Annotated in this window: 19 protein-coding genes; 18 read left to right on the forward strand and 1 reads right to left on the reverse strand. The window is 60.8% G+C overall.

The annotated features are described in order from the left end of the window. Positions 1 to 25: 25 nt before the first annotated feature. The 17 genes from AX768_RS00965 (at position 26) to AX768_RS01050 (ending at position 18346) form a co-directional block, all read left to right on the forward strand. Positions 26 to 457, forward strand: a complete 432-nt coding sequence (locus AX768_RS00965; protein ID WP_061998398.1) for an HIT family protein — start codon at positions 26 to 28, stop codon at positions 455 to 457. Positions 458 to 483: 26 nt separating this feature from the next. After that, positions 484 to 894: a gamma-butyrobetaine hydroxylase-like domain-containing protein gene (locus AX768_RS00970; RefSeq protein ID WP_061998399.1), complete on the forward strand. Its 411-nt coding sequence runs from the start codon at positions 484 to 486 to the stop codon at positions 892 to 894. 97 nt (positions 895 to 991) lie between these two features. Beyond that, positions 992 to 1723, forward strand: coding sequence for a bifunctional demethylmenaquinone methyltransferase/2-methoxy-6-polyprenyl-1,4-benzoquinol methylase UbiE (gene ubiE, locus AX768_RS00975; RefSeq protein ID WP_061998400.1), 732 nt, complete (start codon positions 992 to 994; stop codon positions 1721 to 1723). Positions 1724 to 1749: 26 nt separating this feature from the next. Next, on the forward strand, positions 1750 to 2766 hold the full coding sequence (locus AX768_RS00980; protein WP_061998401.1) for a Tim44 domain-containing protein: 1017 nt from the start codon (positions 1750 to 1752) through the stop codon (positions 2764 to 2766). Between the two features lie 164 nt (positions 2767 to 2930). Further along, positions 2931 to 3629: a ubiquinone biosynthesis accessory factor UbiJ gene (locus AX768_RS00985; RefSeq protein ID WP_082771368.1), complete on the forward strand. Its 699-nt coding sequence runs from the start codon at positions 2931 to 2933 to the stop codon at positions 3627 to 3629. Positions 3630 to 3640: 11 nt separating this feature from the next. Further along, entirely contained in the window at positions 3641 to 5218 is a 1578-nt protein-coding gene (gene ubiB, locus AX768_RS00990; protein ID WP_061998402.1) for a ubiquinone biosynthesis regulatory protein kinase UbiB, read from the forward strand. Between the two features lie 3 nt (positions 5219 to 5221). After that, positions 5222 to 5881: a methyltransferase domain-containing protein gene (locus tag AX768_RS00995; RefSeq protein ID WP_061998403.1), complete on the forward strand. Its 660-nt coding sequence runs from the start codon at positions 5222 to 5224 to the stop codon at positions 5879 to 5881. A 232-nt stretch (positions 5882 to 6113) separates the two neighbouring features. Continuing rightward, on the forward strand, positions 6114 to 6503 hold the full coding sequence (locus AX768_RS01000; RefSeq protein ID WP_061998404.1) for an FmdB family zinc ribbon protein: 390 nt from the start codon (positions 6114 to 6116) through the stop codon (positions 6501 to 6503). A 199-nt stretch (positions 6504 to 6702) separates the two neighbouring features. Beyond that, complete coding sequence (locus AX768_RS01010) at positions 6703 to 7359, forward strand: DUF502 domain-containing protein (RefSeq protein WP_061998406.1); 657 nt, start codon at positions 6703 to 6705, stop codon at positions 7357 to 7359. Between the two features lie 77 nt (positions 7360 to 7436). Beyond that, the gene (aspS, locus tag AX768_RS01015) at positions 7437 to 9239 is read left to right on the forward strand and encodes an aspartate--tRNA ligase (RefSeq protein WP_062000673.1); all 1803 of its coding nucleotides are present in this window, start codon (positions 7437 to 7439) and stop codon (positions 9237 to 9239) included. Positions 9240 to 9349: 110 nt separating this feature from the next. Beyond that, positions 9350 to 9826, forward strand: a complete 477-nt coding sequence (gene nudB, locus AX768_RS01020) for a dihydroneopterin triphosphate diphosphatase (protein WP_061998407.1) — start codon at positions 9350 to 9352, stop codon at positions 9824 to 9826. Then, on the forward strand, positions 9826 to 11103 hold the full coding sequence (clsB, locus tag AX768_RS01025; protein WP_061998408.1) for a cardiolipin synthase ClsB: 1278 nt from the start codon (positions 9826 to 9828) through the stop codon (positions 11101 to 11103). Before nudB ends, clsB begins: the two co-directional genes overlap by 1 nt. A 182-nt stretch (positions 11104 to 11285) precedes the next feature. After that, the gene (locus tag AX768_RS01030; RefSeq protein ID WP_062000674.1) at positions 11286 to 11900 is read left to right on the forward strand and encodes a TetR/AcrR family transcriptional regulator; all 615 of its coding nucleotides are present in this window, start codon (positions 11286 to 11288) and stop codon (positions 11898 to 11900) included. Between the two features lie 70 nt (positions 11901 to 11970). Then, complete coding sequence (locus AX768_RS01035; RefSeq protein WP_061998409.1) at positions 11971 to 13758, forward strand: acyl-CoA dehydrogenase C-terminal domain-containing protein; 1788 nt, start codon at positions 11971 to 11973, stop codon at positions 13756 to 13758. A gap of 75 nt (positions 13759 to 13833) precedes the next feature. Then, positions 13834 to 16269 (forward strand): 3-hydroxyacyl-CoA dehydrogenase/enoyl-CoA hydratase family protein, encoded by a 2436-nt coding sequence (locus AX768_RS01040; protein ID WP_061998410.1) that lies wholly within the window; start codon positions 13834 to 13836, stop codon positions 16267 to 16269. Between the two features lie 26 nt (positions 16270 to 16295). After that, a complete protein-coding gene (locus AX768_RS01045; protein ID WP_061998411.1) occupies positions 16296 to 17495 on the forward strand; it encodes an acetyl-CoA C-acyltransferase in 1200 nt (399 codons plus the stop codon). Positions 17496 to 17581: 86 nt separating this feature from the next. Next, positions 17582 to 18346, forward strand: a complete 765-nt coding sequence (locus AX768_RS01050) for an enoyl-CoA hydratase (RefSeq protein ID WP_061998412.1) — start codon at positions 17582 to 17584, stop codon at positions 18344 to 18346. Positions 18347 to 18430: 84 nt separating this feature from the next. Here AX768_RS01050 and fdhD read toward each other — a convergent pair whose 3' ends face one another. After that, a complete protein-coding gene (gene fdhD / locus AX768_RS01055; RefSeq protein WP_061998413.1) occupies positions 18431 to 19261 on the reverse strand; it encodes a formate dehydrogenase accessory sulfurtransferase FdhD in 831 nt (276 codons plus the stop codon). A 194-nt stretch (positions 19262 to 19455) separates the two neighbouring features. Here fdhD and AX768_RS01060 point away from each other — a divergent pair, with 194 nt between their 5' ends. Beyond that, entirely contained in the window at positions 19456 to 19932 is a 477-nt protein-coding gene (locus tag AX768_RS01060) for a nitrate reductase associated protein (protein ID WP_061998414.1), read from the forward strand. The last annotated feature ends 80 nt before the right edge of the window (positions 19933 to 20012 follow it).

A 20012-nucleotide genomic window follows, 5' to 3' on the forward strand; every position in this document is an offset into this window, starting at 1 on the left:
GGGGTAGTTTCGCTAGAGGAAAACGATGGACTGTGTTTTTTGTCGTGAAGACGGCGGCGACGTCTTGTGGTCGGACGACGCGCTGCGCGTCGTCCTCGCCGATGAGCCCGACTGGCCGGGGTTTTGTCGCGTGATCTGGACCGCGCACGTAGCCGAGATGTCCGATCTCGAAAACGCGGACCGCGCAAAGCTGATGTCGGCGGTGAACGGCGTCGAGCGCGCGATCCGGCGCGTCATCTCGCCCGCAAAAGTGAATCTGGCGAGCCTCGGCAACCAGGTGCCTCACGTCCATTGGCACGTCATTCCCCGCCATTCCAACGATTCCCGTTTCCCGCTGCCCATTTGGGCGCCGCGCCAGCGCACGGTCTCGCAGGCGCTGCTGTCGAACCGGCGCGCTCAGGCAACCTTGCTGCGCGAAGCCGTACGCAGCGAAATGGCGCTGGCGTTCGGGTCATAGCCCAAGACTTTCAATAAAGGCTCAACATGAGCGGACTTACCAAACAAACGCCGATTCCGACTGGCATCGTCGTGCATTCCAAGACGCGCGCGCTCGAGTTGCAATACGCGAACGATCAGACGTATCGCCTCGCGTTCGAGCTATTGCGCGTATATTCGCCGTCGGCGGAGGTTCAGGGGCACGGTCCCGGCCAGGAAACGCTGCAGACGGGCAAGCGCGATGTATCGATCATTTCTGTCGATCCCGTTGGCCACTACGCGCTCCAGCTCAATTTCTCCGATGGCCACAACACGGGCATTTATTCGTGGGACATCCTGCACGACCTCGCAGTGCGCCAGGACGAGTTGTGGGCGGAGTATCTGGGTAAGCTGGAAGCGGCGGGCGTCGATCGCGACACGCCGATGGCGCCGAAAGCGTCCGGCGGACACTGCCACTGACCCATTTTAAATTTGGCAGCGGCGATTTGCCGCAGCACAAGGCCGACTGCTCTAAGGGTTCGGCCAATTACACGAACAAAAGGCGAGGACAAACGCGATGAGCAAGACCCACTTCGGTTTTGAAACGGTCGACGAACAAGACAAAGCGAAGAAGGTGGCGGGCGTGTTCCACTCAGTCGCGAGCAATTACGACCTGATGAACGACCTGATGTCGGGCGGTTTGCATCGCGCGTGGAAGCTGTTCACGATCGGTCAGGCGAAGGTGCGGCCGGGCTACAAGGTGCTCGATCTGGCAGGCGGGACGGGCGATCTGGCGAAAGCGTTCGCCAAGCAGGCCGGCGAAAAAGGCGAAGTCTGGCACACGGATATCAACGAATCGATGTTGCGCGTCGGGCGCGACCGGCTGCTCGACAAGGGTGTGATCACGCCCACGCTGATCTGCGACGCAGAGAAGATTCCGTTTCCCGACAATTATTTCGATATCATTACAGTTGCCTTTGGACTTCGTAATATGACGCACAAAGATGGTGCTTTGGCCGAAATGTATCGCGTCGTGAAACCGGGTGGGAAAGTGATGGTCCTGGAGTTTTCGAAAGTCTGGGACCCGCTCAAGAAAGCCTACGATCTGTACAGTTTCAAGATTTTGCCGTGGCTTGGAGACAAAATAGCGAAAGATGCAGATAGCTACCGCTACCTTGCGGAATCGATCCGGATGCATCCGGACCAGGAAACTTTAAAAACAATGATGGAACGCGCTGGCTTGGAACAAGTCGAATATTACAATTTGTCAGGTGGCGTGGTAGCGTTACACGTCGGGACCAAATTTTAGTGTTCCACTTTTTAAAAGGATTCGAAATGTCCGATTCGCGCTTACCCCAATCTCGGGGTTTCCTGAAGTCGTTATTCAGGAAAGCCGGGGTCGTTGCGCTGGCTGGCGTAATCATGGCCGGTGCACTCGTTACAGAAGACGCCGAGGCTCGCCGCATGGGCGGCGGCCGCAGCATGGGCCGTCAATCCACTACGGCCACCCAACAACATCAGGCCACGCCGCCGTCGCAGTCCATGCAGCCGGGTCAGGCCGCGAACGCTCAGCGCGCAGCACCCGCTGCAGCGCCGGCCGCCGCTGCGGCACCCGCGCGTAACCGCTGGCTGGGACCGATCGCCGGTCTTGCGGCTGGTTTGGGTATCGCGGCATTGCTGTCGCACTTCGGTCTGGGCGGCGCGTTCGCCGGCGCAATGGCCAACATGATCATGATCGCGTTGATCGTTCTGGCTGCCGTGATGATCTTCCGCTTCATCATGAACCGCCGGAAAGGCGCGAGCCCCGCTTTGGCCAGTGCCGGCGCGGGTTCGCCGTTTGGAGGCAGCGCTCGTACCGGCATGAATCAGGCGCAGGAACCGAGCTACGTTCCGCCGTCGGCGCCGGGTGGGTACGGTCCGTCGGGCGTTCAGAGCTATACGAGTCCGGTCGACGCAGCGGCAGCCCCGCAAGTCGCCGTGCCGTCCGGTTTCGATACCGAAGCGTTCCTGCGCAATTCGAAGGTTTATTTCGTGCGTTTGCAGGACGCGTGGGATCGCGGCAATTCGAACGACATCCGCGAGTTCACCACGCCGGAAATGTTCGCTGAGGTGAAGCTGGATATCGACGCACGCGGCACGCAGCCGAACCGTACGGATGTCGTGCAACTCAATGCCGACATCCTCGGCGTTGAGGATCGCGGCACGGAAAGCCTCGCAAGCGTCCGTTTCCATGGCCTGATCCGCGAAACGGAAGGTGCTGCTGCCGAGCCGTTCGTCGAAATCTGGAACCTGTCGAAGCAGAAGTACGGCAACGAGGGCTGGTTGCTGGCCGGGATTCAGCAAGTTAGCTGACTGTCGACCAGGGCGACCAAGGCCATGTTCAGGCTTTGTCGGCTAGACCGGACGGCTAACGTTGCGTTTGGCGTGACCATTGCCAAACGATAACGCCAGTTGCAAAGGTAGAATAGAAACCCGCACGAGTGACCGCTTGTGCGGGTTTTTTCATCTCAGAGCCGATGACGCACGCAGACGAATCCGCCCAGCCCGCAGTCCCCTCTGCCACCCAGGCTGCAGCCAGAACCGCATCGAAGGCGTTCGCGGCCGCTGTGAACCACGTGCTCGCGCGCGAACCATGGGCCCGCGAGCGTCTTGCCCCGTACGCAGGCAAGACGGCGTGCTTCGTGCTCGCGCCGTTCTCGCTGTATCTGATGGTGCAGCCAGACGGGCTGATTGGCGCTATCGACGAGAACCAGGCTACCTTCGACGTCACGCTCTCCGTGCCGCCAGATGCCATTCCCGCGTTCATGCAAGGCGGCCAGGCGGCCGTGATGAAACACGTGCGCATAGAAGGCGACGCCGAGTTTGCAACGACGATCGCGAAACTGGCCGAGCATTTGCGCTGGGAACCTGAAGAAGATCTGGCGCGCGTGATTGGTGACGGGCCGGCGTACCGGATCGGTTCCACCGTGCGGCTGGTGGGTGAACAAGCGCGCCGGTCGGGGCGCAACCTGCTTGAATCCGTGGCGGAATACCTGCTCGACGAACAACCTCAACTCGTGCGCCGCAGCGCCCTCGACACCTTCAATGCCGAACTGTCGATAGCCCGGGACGCGCTTGCGCGCGTCGAAAAACGCATCGAGCGACTCGAACAAAAAGCCGAAGCCCGAGGCGCATCTGCGCCCGGCGCCGCGTCATCGCGCGGCACGAGCAAGTAATGGGCTGAACCATGCGCTTTCTGCGTTTTTTCAAGATTTTCTTCACCGTAGTGCGATTCGGGCTCGATGAACTGGTGCTGAGCGGCATTCAGGACCGGCGCGTTCGCCTGCTGATGCGCATGACCACGTTCGGCCGAAAGTTCGAGGTCGCGCGTGGCGTGCGTTTGCGTCTCGCGCTCGAAAGCCTGGGCCCGATCTTCGTGAAGTTCGGGCAGGTGCTGTCCACACGCCGCGATCTGCTGCCGGTCGATATCGCGAATGAACTCGCGAAGTTGCAGGATCAGGTGCCGCCGTTCGATTCGAATGTGGCTATCGCGATAGTGGAAAAGTCGCTGGGTGCGCCTATCGACGTTTTGTTCGACGACTTCGAGCGCGTGCCGGTTGCGAGTGCATCGATTGCGCAGGTGCACTTCGCCAAGATCAAGACGGGCGCGCACGTGGGCAAACCGGTCGCGGTGAAGGTGTTGCGTCCGAATATGCTGCCGGTCATCGATTCGGACCTGGCGTTGCTGCGCGACATCGCTTACTGGACCGAGCGTTTGTGGGCCGACGGCAAGCGCTTGAAGCCACGCGAAGTGGTCGCCGAGTTCGACAAATATCTCCACGACGAACTCGACCTGATGCGCGAAGCCGCAAACGGCAGCCAGTTGCGGCGCAACTTTGCGGGCCTCGATTTGCTGATGGTCCCGGAGATGTACTGGGACTATTCCGCGCCCACGGTCCTCGTCATGGAGCGCATGGTCGGCGTGCCGATCAGCCAGGTGGAAGTGCTTCGGGCGGCCGGGGTCGATATTCCCAAGCTGGCCCAGGAAGGCGTCGAAATCTTTTTCACGCAGGTTTTCCGCGACGGTTTTTTTCATGCCGACATGCACCCCGGGAACATTCAGGTGAGTCTGGCGGAGGACACGTTCGGGCGGTATATCGCGCTGGATTTCGGCATTGTGGGCGCGCTTTCCGACTTCGATAAAAACTACCTCGCGCAGAACTTCCTGGCGTTTTTCAAGCGCGACTATCATCGCGTCGCCACGCTGCATCTGGAATCCGGATGGGTGCCGCCGACTACGCGCGTCGAAGAACTCGAAAGCGCGATTCGCGCCGTGTGCGAGCCGTACTTCGACCGGGCGCTCAAGGATATTTCGCTGGGACAAGTGCTCATGCGGCTCTTTTCCACGTCGCGCCGCTTCAATGTCGAAATCCAGCCACAGCTTGTGTTGCTGCAGAAAACCATGCTGAATGTGGAAGGCCTGGGCCGCTCACTCGATCCCGATCTCGACCTGTGGAAGACCGCCAAGCCGTATCTCGAACGCTGGATGAACGAACAGGTCGGCTGGCGTGGCTGGTATGAACGGCTCAAACTCGAGGCGCCGCAATGGAGCAAGACGATGCCCCAGTTGCCCCGGTTGATCCATCAGGCGCTGGCCAGTCAGCACGACTCGTCGCGTGGCGGCAATGACGAACTCATTCGCCTGGTCCTGCAAGAGCAGAAGCGGACCAACCGGCTGTTGCAGGCGCTGCTGATTTTTGGTCTGGCGGTGGCCGCAGGCGCCGTGCTCGCCGAGTTCTGGCAGGTAATTGCGTACGGAGGCTAGACCATGGTCGATGACCCCAAACCGGCTGGGCCCGCTGCGGCGCCCGTGTTCAATACTCGCGACGCCAATTCGCCCGAGTTCTGGGACGAACGGTTCGACCGGCGTTTCATGCCGTGGGATCAGGCTGGCGTCCCCGAGGCGTTCATGGCGTTTGCGCTCGAGCATCGCAAAACCTTGGGAAGCGTGCTGGTTCCCGGCTGCGGCAGCGCGTACGAAGCGCTTTGGCTCACGCAGGAAAATTGGCAGGTCAAGGCCATCGACTTTTCACCGAGCGCGGTCGCCGCGGCTCGTCAGCAATTGGGCGGACACGTGGACGTGGTCGAACAGGCGGATTTCTTTGCGTATCAGCCGCCGTTTGAACCGGACTGGATTTACGAGCGCGCTTTTCTCTGCGCTTTGCCGCGTGAGCGCTGGCCGGATTACGCCACACGCATGGCGGCGCTCCTTCGACCGGGTGCATTGCTCGCCGGATTCTACTTTCTCGGCGCGACGCCCAAGGGGCCGCCGTTTGGTATCGAAAGGGACGCGCTCGATGCGTTGCTGACTCCCCATTTCGAACTGGTCGAAGAGCACGATGTAACCGGTTCAATCAGCGTCTTCGCCGGGCGCGAGCGCTGGCTGACATGGCGCCGCCGCCCGGAATTTGAGCTGCCCGCTCTTTAAACCGCGGAAACTGCCGCCAAATAAGGAGGTGGCGGTTTCCGCACCGCTCCGCACGAAAAATTACGCGCGGCCGGCTCGCGCGCCGCGTTTCGGCGATGTAAAACGCGCGCCAACCTGTTGCATCGGGTTGCAAAGCCGCGCGGGCGGGGCCGAATTTAAGGGGTCGCTGATGGTTTGCGGCTATAATTCAAGGCTTTGCAAGCGCCGAAACGTTAATCGTAGGAAGAGTGCCATGCCGATCTACGCGTACCGCTGCGAGTCATGCGGCTTTCAGAAAGACGCGCTCCAGAAAATGAGCGATGCGCCGCTCAAGACCTGTCCGGAATGCGGAAAGGACACGTTCGCCAAGCAGGTCACCGCTGCGGGCTTTCAATTGAAGGGCTCCGGCTGGTACGTGACGGATTTCCGCGGCGGCAATAACGGCGCGCCCGCGGCCGCCAAGAAAGATGAAGGCGCCAAGGCCGAAACGAAGAGCGAAGGCGCATCGGATTCGAGCAACTCGGGCAAGGAATCGCCGAAAAGCGATTCGTCCACGGCGAGCGCACCGGCATCGGACAGCTCGAAGAGCAGCGCGTCGTCCACCCCGGCGGCATCGAAACCGGCTGCTCCGGCATCTAATTGACGCTTTTCCGGCTCCTGAAGCGAAGCGCGAAGTCTGCAACGGAAACGAAGTCCGACCCGCGCGATCACTTTCACCGCGCTCAAACGCTCGATCTGTCCGATCGCACGCACGCAGATGTCCGCCTGAAACTCAAGCTGCACATTGGGCGGCGAACCAGCCAAACCGCGGATTCCAGCGGTGCGGCCTTCCGGCTGTGTAAATGACGACCAAAAAGACTACGTTGAAATCCGTGTTCGCGACTGGCTTGCTGGTGCTGGTGCCGCTCGCCATCACCTTGTGGGTGATCGGGCTCGTGATCGGAACCATGGACCAGACGCTGCTGCTCCTGCCGGAATCCTGGCAGCCCGAGCGCGTGTTCGGTTTCCATCTGCCGGGCCTGGGCGCCGTGCTCACGCTCGCGTTCATTTTTGTCGTGGGCTTGCTCACGCAGAACTTCGTCGGCCAGAAACTGGTCGAGTGGTGGAATGTGATCGTGCGTCACATTCCCGTGGTCGGACCGCTGTATACCAGCGTGAAACAAGTGTCGGACACGTTGCTTTCGAGCAGCGGCAACGCGTTCCGCAAGGCACTCCTGATCCGTTATCCTCATTCGGGTTCGTACACCATCGGGTTCCTGACGGGCATTCCAGGCGGCGACGTCGTCAATCACCTGACCGAAGAACATGTGAGCGTCTACGTGCCGACCACGCCGAATCCCACCTCGGGCTTTTTCCTGATGGTGCCGAAAAGCGAAGTCATCGAGCTCGACATGTCCGTCGATGCTGCGTTGAAGTACATCGTGTCAATGGGAGTCGTCGCGCCGTCCATGCCGCAAGTGCAGGCCGCGCCGCGCCGTCCTGTCGACCCGCCGCTGTAATGCCGGCGCGCCGCGAACGCCGTTTTCCGTGTGTTTGCGCGCGCCGTTGATCAATGAATAACGAAAGACACAACATCATGTCGATGAGATCTGAATACTGCGGTCTGGTGACCGAAGCCCTCCTGGGCCAAAGCGTTTCGCTGTGCGGCTGGGTACATCGCCGGCGCGATCACGGCGGCGTGATTTTTATCGATCTGCGCGATCGTGAGGGCCTCGTTCAAGTCGTGTGCGATCCGGATCGCGCCGAGATGTTCAAGGTCGCCGAGGGCGTGCGCGGCGAGTTTTGCGTGCAGGTGAAAGGTATCGTGCGCGCTCGGCCCGAAGGCACGGTGAACGCTGGCCTGACGAGCGGCAAGATTGAAGTGCTGTGCCACGAGCTGAATGTGCTGAACCCGTCGGTCACGCCGCCGTTCCAGCTCGACGACGACAACCTGTCCGAAACCACGCGCCTCACGCATCGTGTGCTCGACCTGCGCCGTCCGCAGATGCAGCAGAACCTGCGCTTGCGGTATCGCGTGGCAATCGAAGTGCGCAAGTACCTGGACGAGCAGGGTTTCATCGACATTGAAACGCCAATGTTGACCAAGAGCACGCCGGAAGGCGCGCGCGACTACCTGGTGCCGTCGCGTACGAACCCCGGCCAGTTCTTCGCGTTGCCGCAGTCGCCGCAATTGTTCAAGCAGTTGCTGATGGTCGCGAACTTCGATCGTTATTACCAGATCGTGAAGTGCTTCCGCGACGAAGACCTGCGCGCCGATCGTCAGCCGGAATTCACGCAGATCGACTGTGAAACGTCGTTCCTGAGCGAGCAGGAAATCCGCGACTTGTTCGAAGCGATGATCCGTCACGTGTTCAAGAAGACCATCGACGTTTCGCTCGACGAAAAATTCCCGGTCATGCTGTATTCGGAAGCCATGCGCCGCTTTGGCTCAGACAAGCCGGACCTGCGCGTTAAGCTCGAATTCACGGACCTGACGGATGCTGTCCGTGACGTTGATTTCAAGGTCTTCAGTACGCCGGCCAACTCCAAGGATGGCCGCGTGGCGGCAATTCGCGTGCCGCGCGGCGGCGAGATGACGCGTAGCGAGATCGACGGCTACACGGAGTTCGTGCGTATCTACGGCGCGAAGGGCCTGGCCTGGATCAAGGTGAATGACATCGCGAAGGGCCGCGACGGCCTGCAAAGCCCGATTGTGAAGAACCTGCATGACGCATCGATCACCGCGATCATTGAACGGACCGGCGCGCAAGACGGCGACATCATTTTCTTTGCGGCGGATCGCGCGAAGGTGGTGAACGACAGCTTGGGCGCGCTGCGCCTGAAGATCGGTCACTCGGAATTTGGCCGCGCGAACGGCCTGTTCGAATCGGGCTGGAAGCCGCTGTGGGTCATCGATTTCCCGATGTTCGAGTTCGATGAAGAAGACAACCGCTACGTGGCCGCGCATCACCCGTTCACGAGCCCGAAAGACGAGCATCTGGAATATCTGGAAACAGATCCGGGCCGCTGCCTTGCCAAGGCTTATGACATGGTGTTGAACGGCTGGGAAATCGGTGGTGGGTCGGTGCGGATCTATCAGGAAGAAGTGCAGAGCAAGGTGTTCCGCGCGCTGAAGATCAACGCTGAAGAAGCGCGGATCAAGTTCGGCTTCCTGCTCGACGCGCTGCAGTACGGCGCGCCGCCGCACGGCGGTATTGCGTTCGGGCTGGATCGGATTGTCACGATGATGGCCGGTGCCGATTCGATCCGTGACGTGATCGCGTTCCCGAAGACGCAGCGCGCGACCGACTTGCTCACGCAAGCCCCGAGCGAAGTGGACGAACGGCAGTTGAAGGAACTGCATATTCGTTTGCGCCAGCCGGAGCCGAAGGTGCAGTAAGCCGTATCCATCTGCAACACCCGAAACGAAAAAGGCGCCTGATGCGCCTTTTTCGTTTTTTGGGGTACATTCTTCGGCCAGCTTCCACGAATGGCCGCACCGTTTCCAAAATGCCCAAGCCGCCGAAAATCCCCGAATCTGTTCTTGTTGTCATCCATACGCCCGAAATGGACGTGCTCGTCATCGAGCGCGCCGACCGGCCGGGATTCTGGCAGTCCGTGACGGGCTCGAAAGATCACATCGATGAACCCTTCGCCCTCACCGCCGCGCGTGAAGTGGCCGAGGAAACCGGCATCGTGGTCGGAAGCCCGGGCGTGCCCGAGCGTTCGCTCATCGACTGGCATCATGAGATCGAGTACGACATCTATCCCGAATGGCGGCATCGCTATGCTGAAGGCGTGGTGCGCAACGTCGAGCACCAGTTCAGCCTGCTCGTGCCGCACGGCATTCCCGTCACGCTCGCGCCGCGCGAGCACATCGCATTTCTCTGGTTGCCGTTCCGCGAGGCCGCGGCGAAGTGTTTCTCGTCGTCCAATCGCGAGGCGATCCTGCAACTGCCTGAGCGGCTCGCGGAGCATAGCCGGTGATGGGTTTCGGAGGGCCTTCGCGTCGCTTCGCGCGACTCAAGCAGGCGCTGTTTCGCGGCCGGCGCCCAGGAAGGTTGTGCTTCACGATCAACAACACAGTCAAATTGCTCAAATCGGGCGATGCGTTTTTCCCGGCACTGATCGGCCGCATCAATGCCGCGAAGCACGAGGTCTCGCTCGAAACCTACATTTTTTGCGATGACGCCGCCGGACGCGCCGTTTCGACCGCGTTGATGAACGCGGCGCGGCGCGGCGTGCACGTGCGCGTTATCACGGACGGCATCGGGACGGCGAAGCTTCCGCTTTTCGATGAATGGCCCGCAGCGAACGTCGAACATCGCATCTATAACCCGCATCTGTTCGGTCAGCTCGGGTTCTCGCGGACGCATCGGAAGCTGGTGGTGATCGACCGGCAGATTGCGTTCTGCGGCGGCATCAACATAGTCGATGACTACGAGCAGAATGGCATGCGCATCGAATTCGCCCGATGGGACTTCGCGCTGGAGGCGCAGGGGCCCGTGGTATCGGATGTTCGCGAGGCCTTTGATCTCCAGTGGCAGCGGATCCGCCTCGGCGTGAAACCGCGCACCGCACGTCCGACGGATCAGGGCGGCACGCCCGGCGATTCGTCCCGTAGCAGCCGGCGCGCGCTGCGGGCGCGTCTGCGGGCGCGGCGCGGCATGATTCACGCCGTGGACCGGCCGTGCGTGGCGTTCGTCGCCCGCGATAACCTCCTGAATCGGCGGGCGATCGAAAAGGCGTACCTGGCGGCGATTTCGCACGCGGAAAAGGAAGTGATGCTGGCGAACCCGTATTTCATGCCGGGCCGCAAGCTGCGCCGCGCGCTGGTTCGCGCAGCACAGCGCGGCGTACGTGTGACGCTGGTGATCGGCAGGAAGGAGTTTGTCGCGCTCGACTATGCGACGCCGTTTCTGTATCGGAACTTGCTGAAATCGGGCGTGCGGATCGCGGAATACGAGAAAACCATGCTACATGGGAAAGTCGCCGTGGTGGATTCGAACTGGGCGACGGTCGGCTCGTCCAATCTCGACGCGCTCAGCCTCGTCTTGAACAACGAGGCGAACATGGTGCTCGTGAATCACGAGAACGAGATCGTGAAGTTGCGTGACGCGATCATTGCGGCCTACGAAGACGCCCGGCCGATCACGCTCGAACAATACGCGGCGCGACCGGCTGGTGAGCGCCTGCTTAATTGGCTTGCCTACAACGCGTATCGCACGATGATGAAAATGCTCACCATCGGCCGCTACGATTGATGTGCTCGGGCCACTACCACTGGCTGCAAGGCCACAAACCGGCACAAACTTGAGCCGTGTCTAACGACGCGATGAAAAGTTAGACCCCGGTTTCTAATAAAAAGCTTGTTTCAGGAACGGTCGGCTACAATAATCGTACGGCCGTTCGATTTTATTTCGATTAAATGAAAACGGTAAAAATCATGCGAAAGGGCGAACAGACACGAGTCGCAATCCTCGACGCCGCGCTGGACCTGGCTAGCCGGGACGGACTCGAAGGTTTGACGATCGGCTTGCTGGCCGAACGGATGCAGATGAGCAAGAGCGGCGTGTTCGCGCATTTCGGCTCGCGCGAGGACCTGCAGGTCGAAGTGGTGAAGGAGTATCACCGCCGCTTTGAGGATGAAGTGTTTTACCCGAGCCTTCGCGAAGCACGCGGTTTGCCGCGTTTGCGTTCCATGCTGGCGCGCTGGATGGAAAAGCGCATCGAGGAGGTGACGACGGGCTGTATCTACATAAGCGGTGCGGTGGAGTACGACGATCGCGCCGACAGTGCAGTCCGCGAGCAACTGGTGCATAGCGTGACGATCTGGCGAGCAGCGCTTACGCGGGCGATCAACCAGGCGAAGGATGAGGGGCATTTGCGTGCGGATACAGATCCTGCGCTGATGCTTTTTGAACTCTATAGTTTCACGCTCGGTCTGCATCATGACGCGCGCTTCCTGCACTTGCCGGAGGCCGTGCAACTGACGCGGGACGCGCTGGAAAAAACGATTGTTTCGTATCAAAGCAACGGCCGCCAGGCGTCGACGAATTAGCAGCACGCGGTAGCACAGCGGATTCGGCGGCGCTCAGGGCCCAAGCTTCCTGGACACTTGGAGATGAAGAATGGGACAGTACACCGCGCCGCTGCGTGACATGCAATTCGTGCTGCACGAGTTGCTCAACGTAGAAAACGAGGTCAAGAACATGCCCAAGCATGCGGATCTCGACGCTGACACGATCAATCAGGTTCTGGAAGAAGCCGGCAAGTTCTGCGCCGAAGTGCTCTTCCCGCTGAACCAGGTTGGCGATCGTGAAGGCTGCACGTACGAAGGCGATGGCGTCGTGCGCACGCCGGCGGGCTTCAAGGAAGCCTATAAGCAATATGTTGAAGCTGGCTGGCCGGCTCTCGGTTGCGATCCGGAATACGGCGGCCAGGGCTTGCCGGCGTTCGTGAACAACGCGCTTTTCGAAATGCTGAACTCGGCGAACCAGGCCTGGACGATGTACCCCGGCCTCTCGCATGGCGCCTATGAATGCCTGCACGCGCACGGCGCGCCCGAGTTGCAGAAGGCCTATTTGCCGAAGCTCGTGGACGGCACCTGGACCGGCACGATGTGCCTGACCGAACCGCACTGCGGCACCGACCTTGGCATGCTGCGCACGAAGGCCGAACCGAACAGCGACGGCTCGTACGCCATCAGCGGCACGAAGATCTTCATCTCCAGCGGCGAACATGATCTGGCCGAGAACATCGTGCACCTGGTGCTGGCTCGCTTGCCGGGCGCACCGAGCGGCACGAAGGGCATTTCGCTTTTCATCGTGCCGAAATTCATTCCGACCAATGCTGGCGCGCCGGGCGAACGCAATGGCGTGAAGTGCGGTTCCATCGAACACAAGATGGGCATTCACGGCAATTCCACATGCGTGATCAATCTGGATTCAGCGAAGGGCTGGCTTGTCGGCGAGCCGAACAAGGGCTTGAACGCCATGTTCGTGATGATGAACGCCGCGCGTCTGGGCGTCGGCATGCAGGGGCTCGGACTGTCGGAGATCGCGTATCAGAACTCGCTCACGTACGCGAAGGAACGCCTCCAAATGCGTTCGCTGACCGGTCCGAAAGCGCCGGAGAAAGGCGCTGATCCGATCATCGTGCATCCGGATGTTCGTCGCATGTTGCTCACGCAAAAGGCCTATGCCGAAGCGGGCCGCGCGTTCACGTACTGGGCGGCGCTCAACATCGACAAGGAACTGTCCCACGCCGACGAATCAGCGCGCAAGGACGCCGCCGATCTGGTCGCGTTGCTGACTCCGGTCATCAAGGCCTTCCTGACGGACAACGCGTTCGAAGGCACGAACATGGGCATGCAGATTTATGGCGGACACGGTTTCATCTCCGAATGGGGCATGGAGCAATACGTTCGCGACGCCCGTATCAACATGATCTACGAAGGCACGAATTCGATTCAGGCGCTCGATTTGCTCGGCCGCAAGATTCTCGGCGACATGGGCGCGAAGCTGAAGAAATTCGGCAAGCTCGTCACGGACTTCGTGGAAGAAGAAGGCGTGAAGCCGGAGATGCAGGAGTTCATCAACCCGCTTGCGGATATCGGCGACAAGGTGCAGAAACTGACGATGGAAATCGGCATGAAGGCCATGCAGAATCCGGACGAAGTCGGCGCCGCTGCCGTGCCTTATCTGCGGACGGTCGGGCATCTGGTGTTCTCGTATTTCTGGGCCCGCATGGCGCGGATCGCGCTGGATAAAGAAGCCGAAGGCGATCCGTTCTACAAGGCGAAGCTCGCCACCGCACGTTTTTATTTCGCCAAGCTGCTGCCTGAAACGGCATCGACGATCCGCGCCGCGCGCGCCGGATCGAAGACGCTGATGGAATACGACGAAGCCTTGTTCTAGGCCTCTTTTGCACTGCGCTACGTCTTCAGCGGACGTAGCGCATCGTCATACCGAATACCTCTCCCGGAGACAAACGTGAGCAATCTGAACATACGCAAGGTGGCGGTTCTCGGCGCCGGCGTGATGGGCGCGCAGATCGCTGCGCACCTGATCAACGCCCAGGTGCCGGTCCTGCTGTTCGACCTGCCGGCCAAGGAAGGTCCGAAGAACGGCATCGCGTTGAAGGCGATCGAGAATCTGAAGAAGCTGTCGCCCGCGCCGTTCGGCGTGAAGGACGACGCGCAATACATCCAGCCCGCGAATTACGACGACGACATCGCTGCGCTTGCGGAGTGCGACCTGGTGATCGAAGCGATCGCCGAGCGCATGGACTGGAAGCACGACCTGTACAAGAAGGTTTCGCCGTATATCGGCGAGAAGGCGATTTTCGCGACCAATACGTCGGGGCTTTCGATCACGGAGTTGTCGAAGGGTTTCTCGGACGAACTCAAAGCGCGTTTTTGCGGCGTGCACTTTTTCAATCCGCCGCGCTACATGCATCTGGTCGAGCTGATTCCGACCGATACCACGCAGCCGCAAATCCTCGATCAGCTCGAAACTTTTCTGACGAGCGTGGTCGGCAAGGGCGTCGTGCGCGCGAAGGACACGCCGAATTTCATCGCGAATCGCGTGGGTGTGTTTTCGATTCTCGCGGTGATCGCGGAAGCCGAGAAGTTCGGACTGCGCTTCGATGAAGTCGATGACCTCACCGGTGCCCGTCTTGGCCGCGCGAAATCGGCAACGTTCCGCACGGCGGACGTAGTCGGCCTCGACACCATGGCGCACGTCATCAAGACAATGCAGGACAACCTGCCTGACGATCCTTTCTTCCCGTTGTACGAAACCCCGGCCGTGCTTGCCGCGCTCGTGAAGAACGGCGCGCTGGGACAGAAATCGGGCGCGGGTTTTTACAAGAAGGAAGGCAGGGTCATCAAGGTGCTGGACCCGAAGACGGGAACCTACGTCGATGGCGGCGGCAAGGCGGATGAACTCGTCGGCCGCATCCTGAAGCGCCCGCCTGCGGAACGCCTCAAGCTCCTGCGCGAATCGCAGCATCCTCAGGCGCAATTCCTGTGGTCCATTTTCCGCGATGTGTTTCATTACATCGGCGTGCATCTTGAATCCGTTGCGGACAACGCGCGCGATATCGATCTCGCGATTCGCTGGGGTTTCGGCTGGAACGAAGGTCCGTTCGAAGGCTGGCAATCGGCCGGCTGGACGCAAGTCGCGCAATGGGTGAAAGAGGATATCGATGCAGGCAAGGCGCTGTCGAAGGCGCCGCTGCCGTCGTGGGTATTCGACGGTCCCGTCGCCGAGAAGGGAGGCGTGCATACCGCGGAAGGATCGTGGTCGCCGAGTGCATCGAAATTCATTCCGCGTTCAGCGCTCGATGTCTACAAGAAGCAGGTTTTCCGCGCGCCGCTGCTTGGCGAAGCGGGCGCCGATCCGAAAACCTACGGCAAGACGCTGTTCGAAACCGATGCCGTGCGCGCCTGGGTCGATGACCGCGTGGGCGAAGACGATGTCGTGATCGTATCGTTCAAGAGCAAGATGAACACGATCGGGCCGGCGGTGATCGAAGGCCTGACGAAGGCGATCGAACTTGCCGAAGCCGATTACAAGGGCGTCGTGATCTGGCAAACGTCGGCGTTGAAGCTCGGCAATCCGGGCGGCGCGTTCTCGGCCGGTGCGAACCTCGAAGAAGCGATGCCCGCGTTCATGATGGGCGGCGCGAAGGGGATCGAACCGTTTGTGAAGAACTTCCAGCAGGGCATGTTGCGCGTGAAGTACGCGAGCGTGCCGGTGGTCGCGGCCGTGTCGGGCATTGCGCTTGGCGGCGGATGCGAACTCGCGCTGCATTCGGCCAAGCGTGTTGCACACATCGAAAGTTACATGGGGCTGGTGGAAGTGGGTGTGGGTCTGGTGCCTGCCGGCGGCGGCTTGAAGGAAGCGGCGTTGCGTGCAGCGACTGCCGCCAGCGCCGTCAACGCAACCAGCGATCTTTTGAAGTTCCTGCAGAAATCGTTTGAGAACGCAGCGATGGCGAAGGTCTCGGCATCGGCACTGGAAGCGCGTTCGATGGGTTATCTCAAACCGTCCGACACGATCGTTTTCAATGTGCACGAATTGCTCGATATCGCGAAGAAGGAAGCGCGTGCTTTGAGCGCTGCCGGGTATCGCGCGCCGTTGCGGGTAACTCAGGTGCCGGTGGCAGGACGCTCGGCGATCTCGACCATCAAGGCGTCGCTCGTGAACATGCGCGATGGCCGCTTCATCAGCGATCACGATTTCCTGATCGCGAGCCGTATCGCAGAAGCGGTCTGCGGCGGAGACGTGGAAGCAGGCAGTCTCGTCGATGAGGAATGGTTGCTGGCGCTCGAACGTCGTGCGTTTGTCGAGTTGCTCGGCACCGCGAAGACGCAGGAACGGATCATGGGCATGTTGCAAACCGGCAAGCCGGTTCGTAACTAGGCGTGTACGGGACAAAGGAGTTGCAAATGAGCAAACAAGTGCAGGACGCATACATTGTCGCCGCGAGCCGTACGCCTATCGGCAAGGCGCCGCGCGGGATCTTCAAGAACACGCGCCCGGACGAGCTGCTGGTCCACGCGATCCGTTCAGCGGTCGCGCAAGTGCCCGGGCTGGATACGAAGCTGATCGAAGACGCAATCATCGGATGCGCCATTCCCGAAGGCGAGCAAGGACTGAACGTGGCGCGTATCGGCGCGTTGCTGGCCGGCTTGCCGAACACCGTTGGCGGCGTGACCGTGAACCGGTTCTGCGCATCGGGCGTGACCGCGCTGGCAATGGCCGCCGACCGGATTCGTGTAGGTGAATCCGACGTGATGATCGCCGGCGGATGTGAATCGATGAGCATGGTGCCCATGATGGGCAACAAGCCGTCGCTGTCGCCGCATATCTTCGATCGCGATGAGAACGTCGGCATTGCTTACGGCATGGGGCTGACGGCCGAACGCGTGGCCGAACGCTGGAAGATCAGCCGCGAAGCGCAGGATGCGTTCTCGGTGGAATCGCATCGGCGTGCCTTGGAAGCGCAGCGTACCGGCGAGTTCAACGATGAAATCTCCGCGTTCACGCTGAACGAACGGTTCCCGGACCTGGCGACGGGCGAGATTCGCGTTAATGCGCGCGAGATCGAGAACGACGAAGGCCCGCGTCAGGACACGACCATGGAAGGGCTCGCGAAGCTGCGCCCCGTCTTCGCCGCGAAGGGTTCGGTCACGGCGGGCAACAGCTCGCAGACATCCGATGGCGCCGGCGCATTGATCGTGGTCAGCGAGAAAATCCTGAAGCAATTCAACCTGACGCCGCTCGCGCGCTTCGTGAGTTTCGCGGTGCGTGGCGTGCCGCCGGAGATCATGGGCATCGGGCCGAAGGAAGCGATTCCGGCGGCGTTGAAAGCGGCAGGTCTGACGCAGGACGATATCGACTGGATCGAGCTCAACGAAGCGTTTGCAGCGCAATCGCTGGCGGTGATCCACGACCTGGGGCTCGACCCGTCGAAGATCAATCCGCTTGGCGGCGCGATCGCGTTGGGCCATCCGCTCGGCGCAACGGGCGCCATTCGTGCCGCAACGGTCGTGCATGGTTTGCGCCGGCGCAACCTGAAGTACGGCATGGTGACCATGTGCGTGGGAACGGGCATGGGCGCGGCGGGCATTATTGAACGGATGTAACGGTCAACGCGGCTTATCCGTAGAAGCATAACGACGGTTCGCGTGCCTTTTCGGTCCGCGAACCGTTTTTCATTCAGGAGACGAGAATGGACATCATCACGGAACATATCGACGGCGTCTTGAGCATCACGATCAACCGCCCGGCGCGCAAGAACGCGCTGACGGCCGAGATGTATCAGACCATGGCCGATGCTTTCTTCGATGCCGAAAACGATCCCGCCGTGCGCGTGGTGCTGATCCGCGCCGCGGGCGACACGTTCAGCGCGGGCAATGATCTCGAAGACTTCATGAAGGCGCCGCCCTCGAAGCCGGACGCGCCGGTGTTCCAGTTCCTGCGCCGCATCAGCACGGCCCAGAAGCCGGTCGTGGCGGCGGTAAGCGGCGGAGCAGTCGGTATCGGTACGACGATGCTGCTGCACTGCGACCTGGTCTACGCGGCATCGACGGCTAGGTTCGTGCTGCCGTTCGTGAACCTCGGGCTGTGTCCGGAAGCGGCGTCGAGCCTGCTTTTGCCGCGCATTGCGGGGTATCAGCGTGCCGCTGAAAAGCTGCTGCTCGGCGAGCCATTCGACGCAAGCGAAGCCGCGAACATGGGGATCGTGAACCGGGTTTTATCGGCGGACGAAGTGGGCGACTTTGCGTTTGCGCAGGCGAGGAAACTCGCGGCGTTGCCGCCGGCATCGCTGAAGGCGACCAAGGCGTTGATGAAGGGCGGTCAGGCCGACGAAGTCAGCACGCAGATGGCGAAAGAAGCGGGATTTTTTGCGAGCATGCTGACCGCGCCCGAAGCGAAAGAGGCGTTCACGGCGTTCTTCGAAAAGCGCAAGCCGGATTTCAGCCAGTTCAACTGATCGGAAGGGCGCGTATCAAGCGTTGAGCAGGCGTCCGTAGAGCACGCGCCCGTTGAGCACGCGCCGTTGAGCACGCGCCCCCGTTCAGCCCGCGCCGTACTCCACGAACCCGTTCTCGCGTGCAAAACTCACGAGCCGCAATCCCGCCTTTTCCGCGATGGAAATCGCCAGCGAAGTAGGCGCGGATATCGTCACAAGCATGGGTACGCCCACCCGCGCCGACTTGCGCACGAGCTCGTAGCTCGCCCGGCTCGACAGGAACACGAAGCCTTGCGTGGTATCCACGCGCTGCAGTACGAGATGGCCGATCAGCTTGTCGAGCGCATTGTGGCGGCCGACGTCTTCGAATGCGTATTTGACGGCGCCGGTTTCGTCGCACCACGCGGCTGCGTGCAATCCGCCCGTCAACTTCGATAACCCCTGGTGCGCCGGCAGCTCACGCGCCGCTTGGGCGATGGCGTCATCGGCGAGACGCTGGAGAAAGCCGGTATCCGGCACGCGTTCCGGTTGCAGATCCAGCAAATCGATACTTTCGATCCCGCACACCCCGCAACCGGTCCGCCCGGCGAGCGCACGGCGTTTCTGCTTCAACGCGACAAACGCCTGCTGCACCACTTGCAGATGCACTTCCGCGTGTGGCAGCGTATCGCCCTCGGGATTGTGAAAAAACACCTCGATGTCGTGAATGTCGCTGCCGCGCTCCACAATCCCTTCGGTCAGCGAAAAGCCCACCGCAAAGGCTTCCAGATCACGCGGCGTGCACATCATCACGGCGTGGGAAATACCGTTGTAGACGAGCGCGACGGGCCATTCCTGGCCGACGTCGTCGGCGGTCTCGCGAATCTCGCCCAGCCGGTGACGCCTGACGTGGCGTTCCACGTAGCCGGGTTGATCGTCGATATCCGTGTCATTCATGATCTGGCTCTCTTGCTAATTGCTTACGATGTCGCGTTTTCGCCGCGACTTATCAGAATTTATAAGAGAAATCCGGGCATAACGCTTGCTGCTTTATGGTGCAACAGACACACTACAAGCCGTTCAAGGCCCTACGATAACCCACAGCGGCCTCACTCGCTTCCCTTGACCCTCTTGCCCACGAGGCACTCGCCATGGCACTTTACGACGCTCCGCGCCTGTTCGGATTCGAACTGGAGTCGACTGAGAACCTGAGCTTCATCCCGCTCGTCGTGCGTTTTAATCTGGATCGCTTCGGTCAGCGCATTTCCCTCGACGACTGGCGCCGTCTCCCGCACAGCGACCGCGAACTGCTTGCGCGCTTTCCGGTGGAGGACGACGCGGCGATCGAACCCGCGTTCGATCAGGCCATCGCCGAAATGCTGCGTACTCACGCAGATTCGAAACCCGGGACTTTCGCGCCCGACAGCGACCCGATCTGGGCGCACACGGACGTCGTGCCGGAAAGCGTGATCCGCCAGAGCAGCTTGTGCGGTATCGGTTCGCCGAGTCTTGGCCGTTGGTCCGAGCTGTCGGCCTTCCAGCGCTACGCGCTCGCGAAACTCTCGCGCAAGAGCGAGGTGAACCACGATTTCGTCCCCGCCATGAAAGAGTTTGGTCTGGCTGATTAAGCGCCTGCTCTAAATTCCCGCGTTTCCCCGCCGATAACCTGTATTCGAACCGACGACTCGCGTTTCATTCCCTCGAGCGC

The organism is Burkholderia sp. PAMC 28687 (assembly GCF_001577465.1).
In the GTDB taxonomy this organism is placed as follows: domain Bacteria; phylum Pseudomonadota; class Gammaproteobacteria; order Burkholderiales; family Burkholderiaceae; genus Caballeronia.